The sequence below is a fragment of the Phyllobacterium sp. 22552 genome (assembly GCF_052044585.1).
Lineage (GTDB): Bacteria > Pseudomonadota > Alphaproteobacteria > Rhizobiales > Rhizobiaceae > Phyllobacterium > Phyllobacterium ifriqiyense.
Genome location: NZ_JBQENG010000006.1, coordinates 176,370 through 197,321 on the forward strand (window position 1 = coordinate 176,370; position 20,952 = coordinate 197,321).

Annotated in this window: 22 protein-coding genes; 4 read left to right on the forward strand and 18 right to left on the reverse strand. The window is 53.0% G+C overall.

Translation table 11 applies throughout. The annotated features are described in order from the left end of the window. Positions 1 to 162: 162 nt before the first annotated feature. On the forward strand, positions 163 to 1,383 hold the full coding sequence (locus tag ACTJI9_RS15525) for a bifunctional 2-C-methyl-D-erythritol 4-phosphate cytidylyltransferase/2-C-methyl-D-erythritol 2,4-cyclodiphosphate synthase (RefSeq protein WP_440809145.1): 1,221 nt from the start codon (positions 163 to 165) through the stop codon (positions 1,381 to 1,383). Next, on the forward strand, positions 1,380 to 1,883 hold the full coding sequence (locus ACTJI9_RS15530) for a CinA family protein (RefSeq protein ID WP_115053053.1): 504 nt from the start codon (positions 1,380 to 1,382) through the stop codon (positions 1,881 to 1,883). Before ACTJI9_RS15525 ends, ACTJI9_RS15530 begins: the two co-directional genes overlap by 4 nt. On the opposite strand, the gene ACTJI9_RS15535 is transcribed toward ACTJI9_RS15530, so the two are convergent. The 10 genes from ACTJI9_RS15535 to ACTJI9_RS15580 all read right to left on the reverse strand — a co-directional run bounded on the left by ACTJI9_RS15535 (position 1,870) and on the right by ACTJI9_RS15580 (position 10,756). Next, entirely contained in the window at positions 1,870 to 2,298 is a 429-nt protein-coding gene (locus ACTJI9_RS15535; RefSeq protein ID WP_440809148.1) for a GNAT family N-acetyltransferase, read from the reverse strand. The genes ACTJI9_RS15530 and ACTJI9_RS15535 overlap by 14 nt on opposite strands. 13 nt (positions 2,299 to 2,311) lie before the next feature. Then, complete coding sequence (locus ACTJI9_RS15540) at positions 2,312 to 2,785, reverse strand: type II toxin-antitoxin system RatA family toxin (RefSeq protein ID WP_115053052.1); 474 nt, start codon at positions 2,783 to 2,785, stop codon at positions 2,312 to 2,314. Between the two features lie 3 nt (positions 2,786 to 2,788). Further along, positions 2,789 to 3,754, reverse strand: coding sequence for a lipoyl synthase (gene lipA / locus ACTJI9_RS15545; RefSeq protein ID WP_115053051.1), 966 nt, complete (start codon positions 3,752 to 3,754; stop codon positions 2,789 to 2,791). A 9-nt stretch (positions 3,755 to 3,763) separates the two neighbouring features. Continuing rightward, the gene (locus ACTJI9_RS15550; protein WP_115053050.1) at positions 3,764 to 4,042 is read right to left on the reverse strand and encodes a GlsB/YeaQ/YmgE family stress response membrane protein; all 279 of its coding nucleotides are present in this window, start codon (positions 4,040 to 4,042) and stop codon (positions 3,764 to 3,766) included. 307 nt (positions 4,043 to 4,349) lie between these two features. Next, positions 4,350 to 5,795, reverse strand: a complete 1,446-nt coding sequence (lpdA, locus tag ACTJI9_RS15555) for a dihydrolipoyl dehydrogenase (RefSeq protein ID WP_440809151.1) — start codon at positions 5,793 to 5,795, stop codon at positions 4,350 to 4,352. An 18-nt stretch (positions 5,796 to 5,813) separates the two neighbouring features. After that, positions 5,814 to 6,452: an SGNH/GDSL hydrolase family protein gene (locus ACTJI9_RS15560; protein ID WP_336440084.1), complete on the reverse strand. Its 639-nt coding sequence runs from the start codon at positions 6,450 to 6,452 to the stop codon at positions 5,814 to 5,816. Between the two features lie 8 nt (positions 6,453 to 6,460). Further along, positions 6,461 to 7,831, reverse strand: coding sequence for a pyruvate dehydrogenase complex dihydrolipoamide acetyltransferase (locus ACTJI9_RS15565; protein WP_440809155.1), 1,371 nt, complete (start codon positions 7,829 to 7,831; stop codon positions 6,461 to 6,463). Between the two features lie 15 nt (positions 7,832 to 7,846). Continuing rightward, positions 7,847 to 9,250: a pyruvate dehydrogenase complex E1 component subunit beta gene (locus tag ACTJI9_RS15570; RefSeq protein ID WP_115053047.1), complete on the reverse strand. Its 1,404-nt coding sequence runs from the start codon at positions 9,248 to 9,250 to the stop codon at positions 7,847 to 7,849. Between the two features lie 13 nt (positions 9,251 to 9,263). After that, complete coding sequence (gene pdhA / locus ACTJI9_RS15575) at positions 9,264 to 10,295, reverse strand: pyruvate dehydrogenase (acetyl-transferring) E1 component subunit alpha (RefSeq protein WP_115053046.1); 1,032 nt, start codon at positions 10,293 to 10,295, stop codon at positions 9,264 to 9,266. A 128-nt stretch (positions 10,296 to 10,423) separates the two neighbouring features. Then, on the reverse strand, positions 10,424 to 10,756 hold the full coding sequence (locus ACTJI9_RS15580; protein WP_115053045.1) for an FtsB family cell division protein: 333 nt from the start codon (positions 10,754 to 10,756) through the stop codon (positions 10,424 to 10,426). A gap of 153 nt (positions 10,757 to 10,909) precedes the next feature. Here ACTJI9_RS15580 and ACTJI9_RS15585 point away from each other — a divergent pair, with 153 nt between their 5' ends. Further along, positions 10,910 to 11,254 (forward strand): hypothetical protein, encoded by a 345-nt coding sequence (locus tag ACTJI9_RS15585; RefSeq protein WP_440809160.1) that lies wholly within the window; start codon positions 10,910 to 10,912, stop codon positions 11,252 to 11,254. 57 nt (positions 11,255 to 11,311) lie between these two features. Here ACTJI9_RS15585 and eno read toward each other — a convergent pair whose 3' ends face one another. The 8 genes from eno to tpiA form a co-directional block, all read right to left on the reverse strand. Beyond that, entirely contained in the window at positions 11,312 to 12,589 is a 1,278-nt protein-coding gene (eno, locus tag ACTJI9_RS15590; protein WP_115053043.1) for a phosphopyruvate hydratase, read from the reverse strand. Positions 12,590 to 12,735: 146 nt separating this feature from the next. After that, a complete protein-coding gene (locus ACTJI9_RS15595; RefSeq protein ID WP_115053042.1) occupies positions 12,736 to 13,098 on the reverse strand; it encodes a PRC-barrel domain-containing protein in 363 nt (120 codons plus the stop codon). Between the two features lie 100 nt (positions 13,099 to 13,198). Beyond that, positions 13,199 to 14,029: a 3-deoxy-8-phosphooctulonate synthase gene (gene kdsA, locus ACTJI9_RS15600; RefSeq protein WP_115053041.1), complete on the reverse strand. Its 831-nt coding sequence runs from the start codon at positions 14,027 to 14,029 to the stop codon at positions 13,199 to 13,201. 1 nt (position 14,030) lies between these two features. Further along, positions 14,031 to 14,927, reverse strand: coding sequence for a VOC family protein (locus tag ACTJI9_RS15605; RefSeq protein ID WP_336440080.1), 897 nt, complete (start codon positions 14,925 to 14,927; stop codon positions 14,031 to 14,033). Between the two features lie 53 nt (positions 14,928 to 14,980). After that, positions 14,981 to 16,609: a CTP synthase gene (locus tag ACTJI9_RS15610; RefSeq protein ID WP_440809165.1), complete on the reverse strand. Its 1,629-nt coding sequence runs from the start codon at positions 16,607 to 16,609 to the stop codon at positions 14,981 to 14,983. A gap of 146 nt (positions 16,610 to 16,755) precedes the next feature. Next, the gene (locus ACTJI9_RS15615) at positions 16,756 to 17,403 is read right to left on the reverse strand and encodes a L,D-transpeptidase (RefSeq protein ID WP_115053038.1); all 648 of its coding nucleotides are present in this window, start codon (positions 17,401 to 17,403) and stop codon (positions 16,756 to 16,758) included. A gap of 207 nt (positions 17,404 to 17,610) precedes the next feature. Then, the gene (secG, locus tag ACTJI9_RS15620) at positions 17,611 to 18,051 is read right to left on the reverse strand and encodes a preprotein translocase subunit SecG (RefSeq protein WP_115053037.1); all 441 of its coding nucleotides are present in this window, start codon (positions 18,049 to 18,051) and stop codon (positions 17,611 to 17,613) included. A 77-nt stretch (positions 18,052 to 18,128) separates the two neighbouring features. Next, on the reverse strand, positions 18,129 to 18,893 hold the full coding sequence (tpiA, locus tag ACTJI9_RS15625; RefSeq protein WP_440809168.1) for a triose-phosphate isomerase: 765 nt from the start codon (positions 18,891 to 18,893) through the stop codon (positions 18,129 to 18,131). A 161-nt stretch (positions 18,894 to 19,054) separates the two neighbouring features. On the opposite strand from tpiA, the gene ACTJI9_RS15630 reads away from it, so the two are divergent. Then, a complete protein-coding gene (locus tag ACTJI9_RS15630) occupies positions 19,055 to 20,944 on the forward strand; it encodes a SurA N-terminal domain-containing protein (RefSeq protein ID WP_440809171.1) in 1,890 nt (629 codons plus the stop codon). Positions 20,945 to 20,952 lie beyond the last annotated feature (8 nt).

The window sequence follows — 20,952 nt, forward strand, 5'->3', positions numbered from 1 at the left end:
TTTCGTATGCAATTTTATAATAGCCTAACCTTTAGACAGGATCATGCTGCTTCGCAAGGCAATCCACGCCTTTCTCTGATCAGTTTTCGACCTTTAATAACTAAGGCCTCTAGCCTTTCGGTTTGGCAAAGGGTAACGCAGATTGATTGATCGGAGAGAATTGTGCCTGCCAAGACTGACGACAATAAACTGCGGGTAGCTGCTGTCATCGTGGCAGCAGGACGCGGCGAACGCGCTGGCCAAAGCGTCGAAGGTCCCAAGCAATATCGCAGGATCGGCGGCGAAGCCGTGCTGATGCATACGGTTCGGGCTTTTCTTGGCTGTCCCATGATCGATCAAATTGTCGTGGTCATTCACAAAGAGGATGGCGCATTATTTGCCCAGGCGCTGGGCGATGTGGCCGATAAAGTGAAGGCTGTTACCGGCGGACCAACGCGGCAGGAATCAACCCGCCTGGGCTTATTGGCTTTGGACAATGCGGGAATCGATCACGTACTCATTCACGATGGCGTGCGGCCTTTCATAGCTGCAGATTTGCTCGAGCGCGTTATCTTTAATCTTACTCCTCATATCGGTGTCCTGCCGGTACTGGCGGTGTCCGATACATTGAAGGCTGCTGGCCCCGATGCAATGGTGAGTGCAACGGTTCCTCGTGCAGGCCTATATGCAGCGCAAACCCCTCAAGCTTTCCCCTACCAGCCCATTCTTGATGCCCATAATGCAGCTTATGCCGCCGGACGCTCTGACTTTACAGATGATTCCGCCATCGCCGAATGGCACAGTCTGCCCGTGCGCATAGTCGAAGGGTCCGCTGATAATACAAAGCTCACCTGGGCAAAGGATATTCAAATGGCCGATGATCGTCTGTCGCAAAAGCAATTCTCCTTCCCGGACGTGCGCACCGGCAATGGATATGACGTTCATGCATTCGAACCGGGCGATGGTGTCTGGTTGGCTGGCGTGTTCATCCCGCACGATAGGAAGCTTTCGGGGCATTCAGATGCTGATGTCGCCCTGCATGCCCTAACTGATGCCCTGCTGGCGACGCGCGGCGCCGGAGATATCGGGACGCACTTCCCGCCCTCTGATCCCCAGTGGAAGGGCGCCGCTTCCCACATCTTCGTTGAACATGCAGTGAAGATTGTGAAAGAGGCTGGCGGAAGGATCGCCAATGCGGATATTACCTTAATCTGCGAGGCACCCAAGGTTGGGCCCCACCGCGAAGCTATGACCGCAGCTTTGGCAAAAATGCTGGGCATTACGCCGGATCGTATCTCTATAAAAGCGACGACAAATGAAAAACTCGGTTTTATCGGACGCGAGGAAGGGATAGCCGCAATAGCAACTGCCTCGGTCATATATCCTGGCGGACTACCTGAATGAGCACACTTATTGCAGAAACCAAGGCAATAGCATTGCTTGAAGCGTGCCGGCGTGAGGGTATCCTGCTGGTTACCGCCGAATCCTGCACTGGCGGTCTGATCGCCGCTTCGCTGACAGATATTGGCGGCTCTTCCGATGTTGTCGACAGAGGCTTCGTTACCTACTCTAACGAAGCCAAACATGACATGCTGGGCGTTCCTATGGAAATGATCGAGAAATACGGCGCTGTCTCAAAGGAAGTGGCGTTGGCAATGGCCACGGGTGCGCTTGCCCACTCCCGCGCAGCAATTGCGCTTTCTGTCACCGGCATTGCGGGCCCCGGCGGCGGGTCGAAGGAAAAGCCGGTCGGACTTGTGTGGTTTGGACTGGCACTGAAGGGTCAGGAGCCCGTTGCCGCACACCACCTGTTTGAAGATAAGGGACGGGCCTCAATTCGCATGGCCGCGGTCAATACTGCGCTAGATATGGCACTTTCGGCACTTGAAACTAAGTCCGCTTGACTCTTAGCGCCATACCAATCGATTTGGGAGTGACCGGCTCGAAACCGAATTTTTCGTAGAGATATTTAGCGGGACCATCGGCAATCAAACTGCAATAGGCACCATCCGGTGCATTGTTCTGCACATAGTCCACCAGATTTTCCACGATGATCTTGCCTAGCCCCTTGCCCTGGTGCTCCGGATCGACTGCAATATCAACGACCTGATAGAAACAGCCTTTGTCGCCGACAATCCGGCCCATTCCAACTGCTTGGCCTTGATATCGAATGATCGCGGCGTGAATGGTGTTCGGTAGTCCGATTTCGGCAGCTTCCCTGCCCTTCGGACTTAACCCCGAGATTATTCGAAGACGAAGATAGTCATCCACGGATGGCGTTTCGACACAAAGCTGATATCCGGTGTTTTCGTCCTGCACGGGCAAACTCTTCTCAAGCAATTGGCGATTTGCCGTCGACACCGTAAATGGCATCTGCACGCTTTTCAAACGCCTCGGTAAACTTTCGGAACGCAATATCGAACATCGAGCCCATCAGAAATCCGAGCGTACGGCTTTTGAACTCATAATCGATATAGAATTTCACTGTCGATCGCTCAGGATTTGCATCCGGAACGAACTGCCAGCGATTATCGAGATAGCGGAATGGACCATCAATATATTTGGTTTCGATGATGTTTTCTTCGCGCTTCAGCAAAACCTGACTGGTGAAGGTTTCACGGATAAGCTTGTAGCCGACTGTCATATCCGCAATCAGCAGCACCTTGCCGTCTCGTTCTTTGCGCGAGCGTACTTTCAAGCTTTCGCACATGGGCAAAAACTGCGGGTAGCTTTCTACATCGGCAACAAGGTCGAACATCTGCTCTGCGCGGTGGGCGACAGGTCGGGTCGTGTCAAACTTCGGCATTTGTCAGGCGCGGCTTGCGTGCAGCGCCTCGCGCGCAGCTTTCAATCTGGCAAAATCTTCGCCCGCATGGTGCGAGGAACGTGTGAGCGGGCTCGAGGCAACAACAAGAAAGCCCTTGGTCTTGGCGATAGTGGCGTAAGACTTGAACTCGTCAGGCGTGACATAGTTGAGCACAGCGTGATGTTTGCGCGTTGGTTGGAGATATTGGCCAATCGTCATGAAATCCACATCCGCAGAGCGAAGATCATCCATAAGTTGCAAAACTTCGTTCCGCTCTTCGCCCAACCCAACCATGATGCCGGATTTAGTGAAGATGGTGGGATCGATTTCCTTGACGCGCTGCAACAACCTTATGGAATGGAAATATCGCGCACCCGGACGAACCTTCAGATAATTCGAAGGCACAGTTTCAAGATTATGGTTGAAGACGTCTGGACGGGCAGCAACAACGATTTCCAGTGCGCCGGGCTTGCGCAGGAAGTCGGGGGTCAGAATTTCAATGGTCGTGCCGGGAGAAATGCGGCGAATGGCCAGGATGACATCGGCAAAATGCTGCGCCCCGCCATCGGCCAGATCATCACGATCAACAGATGTAATCACGACGTGTTGCAGACCCATTTTCAGGACTGCTTTGCCAACATTCTCCGGCTCTTCAGGGTCCAGCGCCTTCGGCAGGCCAGTTGCGACATTACAGAATGCACAGGCACGCGTGCAGATCTCGCCCATGATCATGAAGGTCGCGTGCTTCTTATCCCAGCATTCACCAATATTCGGACAGCCGGCCTCTTCACAAACCGTGACAAGGTTATGGGAACGCACAATATCGCGGGTTTCGGAGTATCCCTTCGATACGGGCGCTTTTACACGTATCCAATCAGGCTTCTTGAGAAGCTCTGTGTCCGGACGGTTAGCTTTTTCCGGATGGCGCAAGCGCCTTTTTTGATCGATGGTGTCGAGTACCGTTACCATTAGAATATCCTAATTTGCGGCTTTGGCTTTACCAAAGACCCACAGGATGAGAATTGCGCCAACTGTCGCAACGATCAGATTTCCAAAGAATCCATAGAAATTGAAATTCACCAGACCTGCCAGCGTCCCGCCAACAAAGGAACCGGCGATGCCAACCAAAATATTGGTGAAAAGCCCATGATTGCGGCTCATCGCCTTCTCGGCAATATAGCCAGCAAGGAAGCCGATAAGCAGCATGCCGAAGAAACCGACTTCGGGCATACCCATTATTCCGACTGGCTGATCCATCTCTTCGTTCCCTTTTAGCGTCCAGACGCCATGGCAATGGCGCGAAATACCAAGGCCCATATAGCACCGAAAAGAAACCCGCCCAAGCCAAAGGCAAAAGTTACCATCCAAACTCCGGTCCAGCCAGTAATTGCCAAACCGTTGACTGATATGGTGTTGCCTGAAACCAGACTCAAGGCAGCAGGCACAAACCCCAGCACGATGCCGATCAGGGTCGACCATTTTAGGATCAACCATGAAAAGCTGATCCACGGCCTGCTGTCTTTGATGACTACCAGCTTCGGTTCCTTTCCTGTCGCCTCAACTATCAGGCGTTAAGCACGCGCCCATAAGCATCCAGCACACTTTCCTTCATCATTTCCGACAAGGTTGGATGCGGGAATACCGTATGCATGAGTTCTTCTTCCGTCGTCTCCAGATTCATGGCAACGACAAAGCCCTGTATCAGTTCAGTCACTTCTGCACCAACCATATGAGCGCCGATCAGCTGGCCAGTCTTCTTATCAAAGATGGTCTTTACCAAACCCTGATCCTCACCAAGAGCAATGGCCTTGCCATTTGCAGCAAACTGGAACCGGCCCACGCGGATTTCACGGCCGCCTTCCTTGGCCTTGGCTTCAGTCAGACCGACAGACGCGACCTGCGGGTGGCAGTAAGTGCAGCCAGGAATCTTGTCTTTTTCCATTGGATGCACGCCGGGGACATTTGCTATCTTCTCAACGCAGATAACGCCCTCATGCTCGGCCTTGTGCGCCAGCATGGGGGGGCCAGCCACATCCCCAATGGCGTAAATTCCCGGAACATTGGTCCTGCCATAACCATCAATGACCACACAGCCGCGATCTGTCTTCACGCCGAGCGCTTCAAGCCCAAGATTTTCGATATTGCCTTGAACGCCCACAGCGGAAATCAAACGGTCGGCAGTGATTTTCTCAACCTTGCCATCCTTGGTTTCCACATGAGCTGTGATGGAATTTGCCGCTTTCTCAACCTTGGTTACCTTGGCCTCCGTGATGATCTTCATACCCTGCTTTTCGAATTGCTTACGGGCAATGGCGGATATTTCCGCGTCTTCCACAGGCATGACATTTGGCAGAAGCTCGACGACCGTGACTTCCGCCCCCATGGTGCGATAGAATGATGCGAATTCGATACCAATCGCACCCGAGCCCATGACTACAAGGGACTTAGGCATTTCCGGCGGGATCATGGCTTCGAAATATGTCCAGATCAACTTGCCATCCGGTTCGATACCTGGCAGTGCACGAGGGCGCGCGCCGGTGGCGAGAATAATATGCTTGGCAGTATAAGTGCCCTCGCCCTGCGCGTTCTTCGGAACCGGATTTTGGGGCTCCATGGGCTTCTTTGAAGTCTTTGTGACGACGATCTCACCAGGCTTCGAAAGCTTTGCCTCGCCCCAGATCACATCAACCTTGTTCTTCTTCATCAGGAAGCCGATGCCGGCATTCAGGCGGGCGGAGACGCCGCGCGAACGCTGCACAACAGCCTTGATATCGGCGGAAATCTTGCCTTCAATAGTAAGACCGTAGTCCTTGGCGTGCTGGCCGTAATTGAAAATCTCCGCTGAACGCAGCAATGCTTTGGTCGGTATGCAGCCCCAGTTGAGACATATGCCGCCCAGATGCTCCCGCTCGACAATAGCGGTCTTAAGGCCAAGCTGCGCGGAACGAATTGCGGTCACATAGCCGCCAGGGCCAGAACCAATGATGATCACGTCGTAATTATTGGCCAAGACCATTATCCTCCTGAATTAAAGATCGAGTATGTCTCGAACGATGGGTGCAACGGCCTTGCCGATTGCCCGGGTATTTTCTGCATCAAGATGTACGCCATCAAGCGGTGATGTTTTCACAACGGATCCGGCATCAAAGAAAGCGCAACCGGCAATATCTGCGGCATCACGATAAAACGCAGCAAGCAAGCGCGACTGCTCAATGCCCTGCTCGAAGGTCAGCCGGAATTCCGGCCCTTCCGTTTCGCCCAATGCGGGCGGCGACATGACAAGTATCTGCGGTGGCTGGGCATTGAACTGGTATGGCGCTGTGCGGACGATCTCAATCAGCCGCTGCATGCCTCGTTTTGCACCCTGCGCATTGCCGCAGATAAATGCTTTCATATCATTTGTGCCAAGCATGATAATGATCAGATCGAGAGGGAAATGGGTGCCAAGAACGGTGGTCAGTGTCTTGGCACCATTCCTTTGAAATCCTGACAGATGATCATCATAGGCAGTCGTGCGACCGTTCAAACCGTCCGCGACGACATTGACGCCCGCTCCAAGCTCTGCCTGAAGCGCATTTGGCCAACGATCAGCCAGTGCATGGCGACCCGATCCTCCCGGGATATATCCCCAGGTCAGTGAGTCGCCATAGCAGAGGACTGTTTTCATATCTTTTCTCAGACCAGCATGCCCATCGGGTTTTCAATGTGCCGCTTGAAAGCCTGAGCGAGTTCTGCCCCAAGGGCCCCGTCAACCGCACGATGATCGGTTGAAAGCGTAACGGACATTACCGTAGCAACCTTGATCTCGCCTTTTTTCACCACAGCACGTTCTTCGCCTGCCCCAATGGCAAGGATGGTCGCATGTGGAGGGTTGATGATCGCCGCAAAATCCTTCACGCCGAACATGCCGAGGTTGGAGACTGCTGTTGTGCCGCCCTGATATTCCTCGGGCTTTAGCTTGCGATCACGCGCGCGCTTGGCCAAGTCTTTCATTTCATTGGAAATGGTCGATAGGGCTTTCTCTTCTGCCTTGCGGATGATTGGTGTGATCAATCCACCGGGGATGGAGACAGCCACACCCACATCGGAATGCTTGTGCTTGACCATATTGCTTTCAGTCCAGGAAACATTGGCTTCCGGTACATCGCGCAAGGCCAAAGCCATCGCCTTGATGATGAAATCATTGACCGAGAGCTTGTAGACCGGAACATCGCCCTTGTCGGTTTTGCGCATTGGTGCAGCAAGATTGATCTGCTGGCGTAGGGCCAGAAGGGCATCCAACTCGCAATCGACAGTTAGGTAGAAGTGAGGAACCGTCGATTTTGCCTCGAGAAGACGCTTGGCGATTGTTTTACGCATGCCGTCATGCGGTACAAGCTCGTAAGAGCCTTCGGCAAACAGCTTAAGCACAGCGTCATCAGACATCGGCTTGGGCGCGGATGCAGCAGTAGTAGCTGGCGCTGCAGCGGCAGGCGCTGCCGATTTGGCACCGCCTCCGGCAATAGCGGCTTCAACGTCTTTCTTTATAACGCGGCCATGCGGTCCAGTGCCCGTAACCGCGACAAGATCAATCCCTGCATCCTTGGCTATGCGGCGCGCAAGCGGCGATGAAAATGGACGATCGCCCGCCTTGGCATCAGCAGCAGGTGCTTCCTGCTTTGGCGCTTCTGCCTTGGCCGGTTCTGATTTGGGTGCATCGGCTTTGGGGGTTTCTGCGGCTGGCTCAGCCTTCTTCTCTTCTTTTGCTTCTGCTTTGGCAGGAGCAGCATCGCCACCGCCTTGGGCAGCCGCGCCAACATCCTCGCCATCAGCCGCTAGAATAGCAATCAAGGCATTGACCTTGACGCCTTCAGTGCCTGCCGGAACGACGATTTTGGCAACGGTACCTTCGTCAACGGCTTCAACTTCCATTGTTGCCTTATCGGTTTCGATCTCGGCAATAACATCGCCGGGCCCAACCTTATCGCCTTCTTTGACAAGCCATTTGGCAAGGTTGCCCTCTTCCATCGTAGGAGAAAGCGCCGGCATGGTGATATTGATCGGCATATCGGTTTCCTCCCCTTATGCTGTGTAGGTCACAGCTTTGACGGCGTCGATAATTTCCTGAATGTTTGGCAGCGCCAGCTTTTCCAGATTGGCAGCATAAGGCATTGGAACATCCTTGCCCGCAATCGTCAGGATTGGAGCATCTAGATAATCAAAGGCCTGCTGCATGACGCGGGTGGCAATTTCCGTACCAACTGAAGACTGCGGGTAGCCCTCCTCAATGGTTACAAGGCGACCTGTCTTCTTCACAGATTCAACCACTGTTGGAATATCCATTGGCCGGATTGTACGCAGATCAATGATTTCCGCATCAATACCCATCTTGGCAAGCTCGACTTCAGCCTTCACCGTATAGTTCATGCCGATGCCGAATGAGACAAGTGTAACATCCTTGCCCTTCTTGTGGATACGGGCCTTGCCGATTGGCAGGACGAAATCATCAAGCTTCGGCACATCAAATGAATGACCATAAAGGATTTCGTTCTCAAGGAAGATCACCGGATTAGGATCGCGGATTGCAGCCTTGAGCAGGCCTTTTGCATCGGCAGCCGAATAAGGCATAACGACCTTCAGACCGGGAATGTGACTATACCATGCAGCATAACATTGCGAATGCTGGGCCGCCACGCGTGAGGCTGCACCGCTTGGGCCACGGAAAACCATCGGCGCACCCATCTGACCACCAGACATATAGAGCGTCTTGGCAGCAGAGTTGAGTATCTGGTCGATTGCCTGCATGGCAAAGTTGAATGTCATGAATTCAACGATAGGACGCAGGCCGGTCATCGCAGCGCCGACGCCAACACCGGCAAAGCCATGCTCCGTGATTGGCGTATCGACAACGCGGCGCGGACCAAATTCATCAAGCAGGCCTTGAGTGATCTTATAGGCACCCTGATATTCAGCGACTTCCTCGCCCATGACAAACACCGAGTCGTCGCGGCGCATTTCTTCAGCCATCGCATCGCGCAAAGCTTCACGAACGGTCGTCGAAACCATTTCGGTGCCTGCCGGAATATCGGGATCAGCGGCAACTTCAGTTTTCGGCGCAGCAGGAACGCTGGTCTTTTCGGGAGCAGTCTCTTGCTTGGGAGCTTCCGGCTCAGCCTGTGCTGGCGCAGCTTCTGCCTTGGCGGAAGCATCTGCCTTGGGCGCTGCGGCATCATCAGCGCTTTCGCCATCACCAAGCAGCACGGCGATCACGGTGTTCACCTTTACACCGTCAGTACCTTCGGCGACAAGAATCTTGCCGATTGTACCTTCGTCAACGGCTTCGACCTCCATCGTCGCCTTGTCGGTTTCGATTTCGGCGAGAATGTCACCGGACGTGACCTTATCGCCTTCTTTCTTCAGCCATTTGGACAGCTTGCCCTCTTCCATAGTTGGCGAGAGTGCTGGCATCAAAATATCTACAGGCATGATCGCGCCTCCCTTAGAGCAAAATGTCGGTGTAGAGCTCGGATGCATCCGGCTCCGGATCGGACTGCGCAAAATCAGCTGCATCTGCAACGATATCGCGAACGTCCTTATCGATCTTCTTCAGATCGTCCTCTGTGGACCATCCTTTTTCGATCAACCGGTTCTTCACCTGCTCAATTGGGTCATGATCGGAGCGCATCTTCTGCACTTCGTCCTTCGAACGGTATTTGGCCGGATCCGACATGGAGTGACCACGATACCGGTATGTCTGCATCTCAAGGATCATCGGGCCTTTGCCGGAACGGGCCCAGGCTGTTGCTTCCTCGCCCGCAGCGTTAACGGCACGAACATCCATACCATCAACCTGAATACCGGGAATATTGAACGAGAGACCACGCTTGGAGAAGTCAGTTTCGGCGGATGCACGAGAAACCGAGGTGCCCATCGCATAGCGATTGTTTTCAATGATGTAGACGACAGGAAGCTTCCATAGCGATGCCATGTTGAAGCTTTCATAAACCTGGCCCTGATTGGCGGCGCCGTCGCCGAAATAGGCAAGGGAGACATTGCCATTGTCGCGGTAGCGATTGGCGAATGCCAGACCTGTACCGAGCGAAACCTGTGCACCAACGATACCGTGACCGCCGTAGAAATGCTTCTCCTTGGAGAACATATGCATCGAGCCGCCCTTGCCCTTCGAAAGACCGCCTCGTCGTCCAGTCAGTTCAGCCATCACGCCCCGCGGACTCATGCCGCAAGCGAGCATGTGACCATGGTCACGATAGCCGGTGATATTCTGGTCACCTTCCTTGAGCGACATTTGCATGCCTGTGACGACCGCTTCCTGTCCGATATAAAGGTGACAGAAGCCGCCGATAAAGCCCATGCCATAGAGTTGACCAGCCTTCTCTTCGAAGCGGCGGATCAACAACATCTGCCGGTAGGCTTCCAGCTCTTGCTCTTTGGTGAATTCGATTGGTTTTGGTGCTTTAGCAGCAGAAGTCTGCGCGGAACGCGCAGGGCTTTTTTTCGCCCTCGTGGCCATATCTCACTCCCTGTGACTTGGTCGCAAGAGAATAGCAGCAGAGACAGAACTTACAATACGCAGAATCGAATAAGTGCTATGCAAATAAGACGTTCAAAATACACAACAAAATAGCTATTAACCGGATATCAGTTAATAGCTAAATCTCCGGAACCACGCATTATCGTGACCTCATCCGGACGGGAAACGTTCAGTGCTTTGCGAGCTTGCTCGTCCAGCATATCCTTCTCAATTGTCCCATCATGCATAAGTTTAACCTGTCGTTCAAGCTCCTTGCGATTCTCGACGACAGCAGCAAGCTGAGCCTGAAGCAGCTGGGTTCGCTCCTGCAGTTTAATGGTGGAATAAAGACCATATTCGCCGTGATAGGCATGGAAGCCGAAATAGGCGAAAAACAGGGTGGCGAGCAGCGGAACAATTAAGCGCCCCCGCCTGGTTTTACGTCTCTGTTTTGTCCACATTGTCTTATCCGGATCGCTACGGAATCAGGTCACGATGGCCTGATTTGTCACACAGTCATAAAACAGTGTTTTGCTTAACAGGCGATTACCAGCCGCCTCAAAACCATGTTACGAAGTCCGGGCATCTTTTGACAAACATCTAATGGCGCCGGTATGAGCATTCGAAACATCAGCGCAATTGCTTTGCTGGTACTGGCAGCTCCACTCGCCATAATAGCACTAATAACAACACCAAATGAGTACACGGCGATGGGGCAATCCGGTGTGGATTGTGACGGGCCATTTGGGGTTCTCGTTTTCGCGCTGCCGGCTCTTGTTGTCTATGTACTGAGTATTGGCATTTTCGCGATATCCGGATTTCCGAAGTCGCCACCATTGAGAATCCTGATAGCCGCATCCAGCCTGATTATTTGCGGTGCGCTTGGCATTCAGATCGCCTTGAGCATTCATGAGCTTCAAACTGATGCGTATCAGGAAACATGCGGCAGCGGGCTCTAATCCGCCCAAAAAAATGGCGGACCTGAGCCCGCCATTTAAATTCGATAGGTTCAAATATTAGATGAAGCGGAAAATGCCGCGGCCCGCATAGCTGGCCTGCGGACCAAGCTCTTCTTCAATACGGATCAACTGGTTGTACTTTGCGATCCGGTCAGAACGTGACAGCGATCCGGTCTTGATCTGTCCGCAATTGGTAGCAACTGCAAGATCCGCAATGGTTGAATCTTCGGTTTCGCCAGAACGATGCGACATCACAGATGTATAGCCAGCGCGATGGGCCGTTTCCACAGCGTCAAAAGTTTCAGACAATGTGCCAATCTGGTTGACCTTGACGAGGATCGAGTTGGCAACACCCATCTTGATGCCATCACGAAGACGGGCCGAGTTGGTCACGAAAAGATCGTCGCCGACGAGCTGGCATTTCTTTCCAACAAGATCAGTGAGGTGCTTCCAGCCTTCCCAATCATCTTCCGACATGCCGTCTTCGACCGTTATGATGGGATAATTGCCAACGAGCTGAGCGAGATATTCAGCTTGCGCCTTCGGGTTACGGCTCTGGTTGTCGCCTTCGTATACGTAGTTTCCGCCTTTGAAGAACTCAGTGGCGGCACAATCAAGACCGATCGCGATTTCTTCACCAGGCTTGAATCCAGCTTTTTCAATCGACTCCATGATGAAATCGAGCGCTTCTTCAGCAGACTTCAAATCTGGAGCAAAGCCGCCTTCATCGCCGACATTTGTGCTATGGCCCGCATCCTTGAGGCGCTTCTTCAGCGTGTGAAACACTTCCGAACCATAACGCACGGCTTCTGCCAAAGATGACGCGCCGACTGGCAGGATCATAAATTCCTGAAAGTCGATTGGGTTGTCGGCATGGGCGCCGCCATTGATGATGTTCATCATGGGCACTGGCAGGACATGAGCGTTTGGACCGCCGAGGTAGCGATAAAGCGGCAGGCCCGATGCCTCAGCGGCGGCCTTGGCAACAGCGAGCGAAACGCCGAGAATTGCATTGGCACCAAGACGGCTCTTGTTCGGCGTGCCATCAAGTTCAATCATGGTCTGATCGATATGGATCTGATTTTCTGCTTCTAGACCGCCAATCGCGTCAAACAGTTCGCCATTCACTGCGTCAACAGCTTTTTGAACGCCCTTGCCGAGATAACGGGTTCCGCCGTCGCGCAACTCAACAGCTTCATGTGCGCCAGTCGATGCGCCCGAAGGTACAGCAGCGCGGCCCATGGAACCGTCTTCGAGGATGACATCGACTTCCACAGTCGGGTTACCGCGACTATCCAGAATTTCACGGCCAATAATATCGACAATCGCAGTCATGGGATTTCCTTTTGAAAACGTGGGACAGCATAAGCTGGCCCCTGAATAGCGAATGAAGATGACAAGGAAAACCCTGACAAGTCGATTTGTGCATTAAAACGAAAAAAAGGCCGCTCGAAAGCGGCCTCTTTTGAAGATCAGCGACCTTAAGCCGCCTTATCGACCTTATAATAAGAGAACGACATATCCCTTACTTTGCGACCATCATTTTCCGTAAGCTCGGCGATTGTGTTCACAGGAGCCTGTTCCAGCTGCTGGCGAGTGAACCCAACAGTGTAACCGCCATTGTTTTTGTCATAGTCGAGCAGTGACCAAGGTATGGCGTGATACTTCTCACCAATGCCCAAGAAACCTCCAAAGCCGACAACTGCAAACATTATCTTATCGGATGTCTTATCAAGCATGACATCCTCAATCTCGCCCATCTTTTCGCCGGCAGTGTTATAGACATTGGTGCCAATAACACGTGAAGCGCGGATAGCTGTTGTATGACCTGAACTGGTTGGCATTTTGCTTCTCCTTCTTGCTTTTGCATGAAGGGTTAATGGGTAAATCCGCCCATGGTTGCAAAAAACTCAAACTTTAATTGCGGAACAATGTCGCGCGTGGTCAAACAGCTTTGGCTATGCGGTCGAATTCCAGCAGTTTTTCAAGCAAACGAGGCATCTGATCCAACGGCACCATATTGGGACCATCTGACGGGGCGTTGTCGGGATCCTGATGCGTCTCGATAAAGACACCCGCCACACCAACGGCCACTGCCGCGCGCGATAGAGTTTCAACGAACTCGCGCTGACCGCCAGTCGAACCACCCTGGCCACCCGGCTGCTGCACGGAGTGAGTCGCGTCAAAAATAACCGGCGCGCCAAAGCTTGCCATAATTGGCAGGGATCGCATGTCGGACACCAACGTGTTGTAACCGAAGGAAGCACCACGCTCGGTCACCATCACATTCGGGTTGCCGCTCTCTGTCACTTTGGCCACGACATTCTTCATATCCCAAGGCGCAAGAAACTGACCCTTTTTGATATTCACGATTTTACCGGTCTTGGCGGCAGCAATCAGAAGATCGGTTTGGCGGCAAAGAAAGGCTGGAATCTGCAAAACATCGACAACCTCGCCGAGAATTGCGCATTGCTCTTCCGTGTGAACATCGGTGAGCGTTGGAAGACCAAGCTCCTTTTTAATATCAGCAAATACCGGCAAGGAATTTTCAAGGCCAAAGCCGCGCTTGCCGGAGAGCGACGTGCGATTCGCCTTGTCAAAGCTGGATTTATAGACGAGGCCAATGCCAAGCTTTTCGGCCATTTCTTTCAATGCGCCTGCCATGTCGAAAGCGTGCTGGCGGCTTTCCATCTGGCAAGGGCCCGCAATGAGCGAAAGTCTGCCGCTATTGGAAAATGCGACATTGCCAGCGGAAACGATGGAATTCTGGGACATATTAGAGGGCCTCAAATGCGATGGCAGCGCCCTGCCCTGGTGCCTTGTGCACGATCAGGCGGGAGCCACGCTTTTCGATTGGAATATTGTTGCTGATGAGTAAAGATTCAACTGCCGCCAGATCACGAACACCAAGCACGAAAGCTTGCAGGCGCAGACCGCGCTCCATTGTTGATGATTCTATGCCGGTGAATGCCTTCAATCCGGATGGCGTAAGCACGGTAATATTTGCATTGGCCGCAGCCATATCCATGCCGAATGAATGCGCGTTGACGTCGCGCTGATTGATCACTTCCTGCAAAGGATACTGGAAATCCGTGGGATTGACCTCAGAAAGAACCACTTCCCGCAAAACGGCAGCACCATTTGCATGTAATTGCAACGCGCTCCGATCTACCTTTGGGGTGTTTATGCGCTCGCAAGTGAAGAAGAATATATCGGGTGCGCGCAGGTCCGCGGCAAAAGCCAAGCGAAATCCCGCTCGGTCCTCTTTGCCATCCGGCAAAATGAACGGCCGGGAAAAATCCAGAATATTGCCGGCAGAAATCCCTGCCTCTGCGAAAGATTGATGGTCGGCTTTTGCGTTCTCGCTGCCCATGACGAGTGCAGAAAAACCTTCCTGCCCGTTACGGAACCGATAGGCCTGATCCCGCGCGACAAACACATTGCCTTTAATCGCCTCAGCCTCGCATGTCTCGCGCTGACCTATGGCCAAAAACTCAAGGAAACTATTATCGCCGAAGAATACGCAAACATTCTCGGTTCCGAACGGATGTACCCCTACAGGCGCGACCGTGAACCCAAGTTGTTCCAATCGCACGCGTGCGATTTCCAGATCTGCCGTGGGCAAAACCAGATGGTCGACAGGACGGGGCGTGCGGGGTGACAAATTGCTCATGATGAAAGGGTGTGCCTCAATGCTGACTGCAATTCAAGTCACACCCTTGCCGATCAAACGAGCCTGCTTTGCGCCATCGCCGCATTGATGAACGATGCAAACAATGGATGTGGCTCAAACGGACGCGACTTCAATTCCGGATGATACTGTACACCGATGAACCAGGGATGGTCAGGATATTCCACCGTTTCAGGCAGAACGCCATCCGGCGACATGCCCGAGAATACCAAACCACATTCTTCAAGACGGTCCTTATATTCGATATTCACTTCATACCGATGTCTGTGCCGTTCGGAAATGTCGGTAGAACCGTAAATATCAGCAATCCGTGTGCCCGACTTGAGCAACGCATCATAGGCGCCAAGACGCATCGTTCCGCCCAAATCCCCGGTCTGCGCGCGCTTTTCAAGCATATTGCCTTTAAGCCACTCGGTCATCAGGCCAACAACGGGCTCGATCGCTGGGCCAAACTCGGTAGAAGATGCCTTTTCGACGCCAGCCAAGGAACGAGCGGCTTCGATCACAGCCATCTGCATGCCAAAACAAATACCGAAATACGGAACCTTTTTTTCACGGGCGAACTTGGCGGCAAGTATCTTGCCCTCCGAACCGCGCTCGCCAAACCCGCCAGGCACGAGAATACCGTGAACCTTTTGCAGGTAAGGCGCAGGATCTTCCTGTTCGAATATTTCGGATTCGATCCAGTCCAGATTGACCTTTACCTTATTGGCCATGCCGCCATGATGCAGCGCTTCAATCAGCGATTTATACGCATCTTTCAGGCCGGTATATTTACCAACAATGGCAATCGTAACCTCGCCTTCCGGATTGTGGATGCGCTGGCTGACTTCGTCCCAACGCTCCATGCGAGGCTTCGGTGCCGGATCGATCCCAAATGCGGCCAAGACTTCTGAATCCAGACCTTCTTTATGATAGGCCATAGGCACATCATAAATTGTATCCACATCAAGCGCCTGAATAACGGCAGAAGCCCGGACGTTGCAGAACAGCGATAGCTTGCGGCGCTCGGATTCCGGAATCTCGCGATCAGCGCGAATGAGAAGAATATCGGGAGCAATACCAATGGAACGCAGCTCTTTTACCGAATGCTGGGTTGGCTTGGTCTTGAGTTCACCCGCAGCCGGTATGTAGGGCATGAGGGTCAGGTGGATATAAACAGCGCTGCCGCGCGGCAAATCATTGCCAAGTTGGCGGATCGCTTCAAGGAAGGGCATTGCTTCAATGTCACCGACCGTACCACCGATTTCACAAAGAACGAAATCATAATCCTCATTGCCTTCGACAATGAAGTTCTTGATCTCATCAGTGACGTGCGGAATTACCTGAACCGTCGCACCGAGATAATCGCCCCGGCGTTCCTTTTCGATAATGTTGCGATAAATCCGCCCTGTCGTGATGTTGTCCTGCTTATTGGCGGGACGCCCCGTGAAACGCTCATAATGACCAAGATCAAGGTCAGTTTCGGCGCCATCGTCGGTTACAAACACTTCGCCATGTTGATAGGGCGACATCGTTCCGGGGTCGACGTTGAGATAAGGATCAAGCTTGCGAATCCGTACACGGTATCCACGAGCTTGGAGGAGTGCCGCCAAAGCGGCTGCAGCGATGCCTTTTCCGAGGGAAGAAACCACGCCACCAGTGATGAAAACATATCGGGCCATGGGCTTATCTCGTTAGTCCTTTGCAAGTGATTTGGCCACAAAAAAATTCGGCTGAAGCGCCGTTTTCCCGCACAAATCTTTTCTTCATTTCAAACAAAACGGCCAGACGCAAAGTCTGGCCGTTCAATTAAATCCGGTATTAGTTGTTATAGAACAACAACTTCCGTGCCGATTTTCACGCGATCATAGAGATCGATAACGTGATCATTGACCATGCGGAAGCAGCCATTGGAAGCTGAGCTACCAATAGTCCAAGGCTGCACGGTGCCGTGGATACGCACATAGGTGTCACGATTTCCCTGTGACAGATAGATTGCACGGGCGCCCAAAGGATTACCAGGACCGCCATCCATGCCGTTCTCATACTTGGCATAATGAGCTGGTTCGCGCTTGATCATTTCCTTGGTTGGAATCCAACGAGGCCATTCGCGCTTTGTCTGGACAACAGCCGTACCCTTGAACTCGAGCCCTTCCTTGCCAACGGCAATACCATAACGGCGGGCAGAATAGGCGCTTTGGACCAGATAGAGAAATCTCGCTTGCGGATCGATCACGATCGTGCCCGGCTTGTATCCGGAGAATTCAACTTCCTGCGGCATGTATTTTGGATCAATGCCATATTTTGTTTTCTTCGGGCGGGCCGGCGTGCGCACCTCCGCCACTTCTACCGGCTTTGCTGCATCGCGTTCGCCAGTGAAAGGCTTTGTAAGTTTCTTGAGGATCGGCTCGGCAGATGCAGGGCCGGCCAAGGCCAGTACCGACATTCCAATAAGCAATGAGCGACGTGACAACATGATGTGTATTCCCGAATGGATTGCAAAGCGTCCCAAGCGACGCTTGCCGGGCCCCCTAGGCCAACTTGATATTGCGATAACTGAAGATAGGGCCCTTCTCAATGCAAATCGCTGTGATCATTCCTGACGAATGATGGATGCATCAAAGAAGTTGCGGAACCGCAACACATTGTTGTGGTTCCGCGTAACTATATAACCGTATGCGTTTTACTGCGAGTTCGGAACAGGATTTGCAGGCTGCGCTGGAGTAACCGGTGCTGTAGGCGCGGGCGCGGTCGATTCGGGGGCTGGTGCCGCTGGCGTTGCCGGGGCGGTCGACGATGCGCCGCCCAACTGATTAAGAACACCGCCGCTTGAAGGAGGCTGCTGACCGGCAGGCTGACTGCCTGTCGTCGTCGGAATACGATTGAGAATGTCAGTGGGCGTTTCGCTATAGCGCGAAAGAATGCCGAGCGCCAAGGAAGTGATAAAGAACCCTGTTGCCAGGATGGCTGTTGCACGGGTCAGCACGTTTGCAGCACCCCGTGCAGTCATCAAACCGGACCCGCCGCCAATACCCAGACCACCGCCTTCGGAACGCTGCACGAGCACAACCCCAACGAGGGCAAGTACTATCAGAAGATGAATCACAATAAGGACGGTTTGCATGGGTATTTTCTGCTTCTCAAGTGTCGGACGCGGCTCTTTACACCGTATCGGTCGATAAACCAAGCCCGGTTTTACGCTTAGAGCGAATGATATGCTTCACAGATGGCTAGAAAGTCCGGTGCTTTCAAGCTCGCACCACCCACAAGTGCGCCATCGACATTCTCTATACCAAGAAGTTCAACAGCATTGGATGGTTTCACCGACCCGCCATAGAGGATGCGCATTGCCCTACCCTCCTCACCAAAGCTATCGCTTAATGCCGCCCGAATAGATGCGTGGACTTCCCGCACGTCTTCGGCAGTCGGTGTCAGTCCGGTTCCGATTGCCCAGACGGGCTCGTAGGCGACAATCGTATTTCCGGCGGTGGCATTATCGGGAACTGACCCAGCAAGTTGCGTCGCGATGATTTCCAGCGTCGAACCTGCTTTGCGCTGCAACTCGGTTTCTCCGATGCAGATAATGGCAGTAAGACCAGCTTCCCAGCCAGCGCGCGCCTTGGCATTGACGATGGCATCGGTCTCGCCATGGTCGGTGCGGCGCTCCGAGTGACCGACGATGACGTGCGATGCTCCCGCGTCTTTCAGCATGCTGGCAGCTATATCACCTGTATGAGCGCCAGACTGCTTTGCGTGGCAGTCCTGACCACCAATGTTCAACTTCTCACCCTCTACGGATTGCGCAGCTCGCCAGACAAGCGTTGCAGGCACGCAAATGAGAGCATCTATTTTTTCGCCGATTGCCGAGTTGGGACGATTAATGATCACGCGAAGTTCATCAAGCTGATCTCCCATGCCATTCATTTTCCAGTTACCGGCGACGAGAGGGCGAATATTGGGGGTCATCTTCTCTTCCTTAAGTCACGAAAGTCATGGTTTGGGCGATTTTCTGAAGTCTTTGATTGCCTGACTAGCAAATTCACTTGATAAAGCAATCGACACAAGCTTTGCATCACGCTATTCCCGCTAGGATTCAACTGCGTTTCGTTTAATACGGTGACTTTAATATGCTCGACTCCCTCCGCAATGTTGCCCAGACCTGGGTAGCCAAGTTGCTTCTCGCTCTTCTCGGACTCAGCTTTATAGGCTGGGGCGCGTCGAGCACCCTGCTTGGCGCCATTAACGGCAATGCTGCCATCAAGGCGGGAGATTCCGAAGTATCGCCTCTCGATTACCGCTTGGCTTATGACCGCGAGCTTGCGTCATTGTCGCAACGCTTTGGTCAACGGCTGACACGCGAACAGGCTGATGCCATCGGCATTAGCAATCAGGTCCAGGGGCGGCTTGTTGCCGGCGCCTTGCTTGATGAGCAGGCCCGCAAGATGTCTTTGGGTCTGTCAAAAGACCGTTTGGCCCAGCTTGCAGCCGAAGATCCCGCATTTCGGGGCGCAAACGGACAGTTCAGCAGCGCACAGTTTGACGCCGTTCTGCGCAATGCTGGCATGACGCCGCAAAACTATCTGGACAATAGCGCCCAGGTTGCACGCCGCCAACAGATCGTCGAGGCTGTCGCAGACGGGATCAAGGCTCCAGAAACGCTGGTTAAAGCCATCGCTATTTACAAAGGCGAATCGCGCACCATTGAATATGTAGCTATGCCGAAAAACTTCGTCTCAAGCGTTGCCGACCCAAGTGATGCGGACCTGAAGACATATTTCGAAGCCAACAAAGAAGTCTATGGCGCGCCGCAATACCGCAAGGTCAGCTACGTCAAACTTGAGGCCTCGGATATTGCAAACCCGGCAACGGTAACGCCTGAAGAGATCAAGGCAGAGTACGAAAAGAACATTGCCCGCTACTCCACACCGGAAACGCGCACTATCGAACAGCTGTCATTTGCCGACGAAGCTGCTGCGAAAGCTGGATTGGAAAAGCTTAAAACAGGCATGAGCTTCGAGGATTTGGTCAAGGCCGAAGGCAAGAGCATGAATGATGTGCATCTTGGCACATTCCCGAAGAGTGCCCTGCCCGACCAATCCATCGCCGAGCCAATCTCCGCGCTTCAAGCCAATGGCGTAAGCGACGTATTGAAGGGAACGTTTGGTCCTGTGATTGTTCGCGTCACTGCGGTCACACCTGAAGTAGTCAAGCAGCTTCCTGAAGTTGAAAAAGAAATTCGTGAGAATATTGCCCTTGCACAGGCGACAAATGCCGTAGCGGATGTCCATGACGCCTATGAAAATGCGCGCGCTGATGGCCAGACCATGGCGGAAGCTGCCGCAGCTCAAAACCTGAAGGTGGTAACGATCGATGCGGTGGACCAAAATGGCCGCTCGCCCGACGAAAAAGACGTTCCAAACTTGCCGTTTGATGAAAACCAGATGGCCGCAATTTTTCAGGCAGATGTCGGTTTTGACAATGAGCCGTTCAGCCTCGGCACGAATGCCTATCTCTGGTACGATGTCGACAGCGTAACGCCAGCCCGTGAACGGCCATTGGACGAAGTTAAGGCTAAGGTCATCGAGCATTGGAAGACAGCCGAACTTGAAAAACAGCTGAATGCGAAAGCTGAGGAAGTTCGCAAGCGCGTTGCGGATGGAACGTCACTCGACGACATTGCTACTGAGTTCAAATTCACCAAGGAAACCAAGCGTGGGATTACGCGCGAAAGCAAGGATGCTGACCTCGGTCAAGGTGGCGTAGATTCTGTTTTCGATGGACCTCAGGGCTTGGTTGGAATGAGTGAATCGGCAAGCGATGGATCGAAGTTGATCTTTAAGGTTACCGAGGCAATCGAACCCGCCAATGTCGGTCCTGATTCTCTTACAGCCGCGGAGAAAGATGCATTTGGTTCGCGTCTTGCAGATGATCTCCTCGACCAGTTGATAGCGCAATTGCAGACCGTCTATCCGGTGACAGTCAACAAGACAGTCATCGATCAGGCGCTCGCCCGGTAAGAATGTGT

Coding starts and splice junctions, on each gene's coding strand:
- tpiA (WP_440809168.1), bottom strand. CDS start 18,893: ATGACCCCCAATATTCGCCCTCTCGTCGCCGGTAACTGGAAAATGAAT.
- ACTJI9_RS15615 (WP_115053038.1), bottom strand. CDS start 17,403: ATGTTGTCACGTCGCTCATTGCTTATTGGAATGTCGGTACTGGCCTTG.
- lipA (WP_115053051.1), bottom strand. CDS start 3,754: ATGGTAACGGTACTCGACACCATCGATCAAAAAAGGCGCTTGCGCCAT.
- ACTJI9_RS15580 (WP_115053045.1), bottom strand. CDS start 10,756: ATGTGGACAAAACAGAGACGTAAAACCAGGCGGGGGCGCTTAATTGTT.
- pdhA (WP_115053046.1), bottom strand. CDS start 10,295: ATGGCCACGAGGGCGAAAAAAAGCCCTGCGCGTTCCGCGCAGACTTCT.
- ACTJI9_RS15605 (WP_336440080.1), bottom strand. CDS start 14,927: ATGAGCAATTTGTCACCCCGCACGCCCCGTCCTGTCGACCATCTGGTT.
- ACTJI9_RS15610 (WP_440809165.1), bottom strand. CDS start 16,609: ATGGCCCGATATGTTTTCATCACTGGTGGCGTGGTTTCTTCCCTCGGA.
- ACTJI9_RS15565 (WP_440809155.1), bottom strand. CDS start 7,831: ATGCCGATCAATATCACCATGCCGGCGCTTTCTCCTACGATGGAAGAG.
- ACTJI9_RS15570 (WP_115053047.1), bottom strand. CDS start 9,250: ATGCCTGTAGATATTTTGATGCCAGCACTCTCGCCAACTATGGAAGAG.
- ACTJI9_RS15595 (WP_115053042.1), bottom strand. CDS start 13,098: ATGCCAACCAGTTCAGGTCATACAACAGCTATCCGCGCTTCACGTGTT.
- ACTJI9_RS15540 (WP_115053052.1), bottom strand. CDS start 2,785: ATGCCGAAGTTTGACACGACCCGACCTGTCGCCCACCGCGCAGAGCAG.
- secG (WP_115053037.1), bottom strand. CDS start 18,051: ATGCAAACCGTCCTTATTGTGATTCATCTTCTGATAGTACTTGCCCTC.
- kdsA (WP_115053041.1), bottom strand. CDS start 14,029: ATGTCCCAGAATTCCATCGTTTCCGCTGGCAATGTCGCATTTTCCAAT.
- ACTJI9_RS15530 (WP_115053053.1), top strand. CDS start 1,380: ATGAGCACACTTATTGCAGAAACCAAGGCAATAGCATTGCTTGAAGCG.
- eno (WP_115053043.1), bottom strand. CDS start 12,589: ATGACTGCGATTGTCGATATTATTGGCCGTGAAATTCTGGATAGTCGC.
- ACTJI9_RS15560 (WP_336440084.1), bottom strand. CDS start 6,452: ATGAAAACAGTCCTCTGCTATGGCGACTCACTGACCTGGGGATATATC.
- ACTJI9_RS15630 (WP_440809171.1), top strand. CDS start 19,055: ATGCTCGACTCCCTCCGCAATGTTGCCCAGACCTGGGTAGCCAAGTTG.
- ACTJI9_RS15550 (WP_115053050.1), bottom strand. CDS start 4,042: ATGGATCAGCCAGTCGGAATAATGGGTATGCCCGAAGTCGGTTTCTTC.
- ACTJI9_RS15585 (WP_440809160.1), top strand. CDS start 10,910: ATGAGCATTCGAAACATCAGCGCAATTGCTTTGCTGGTACTGGCAGCT.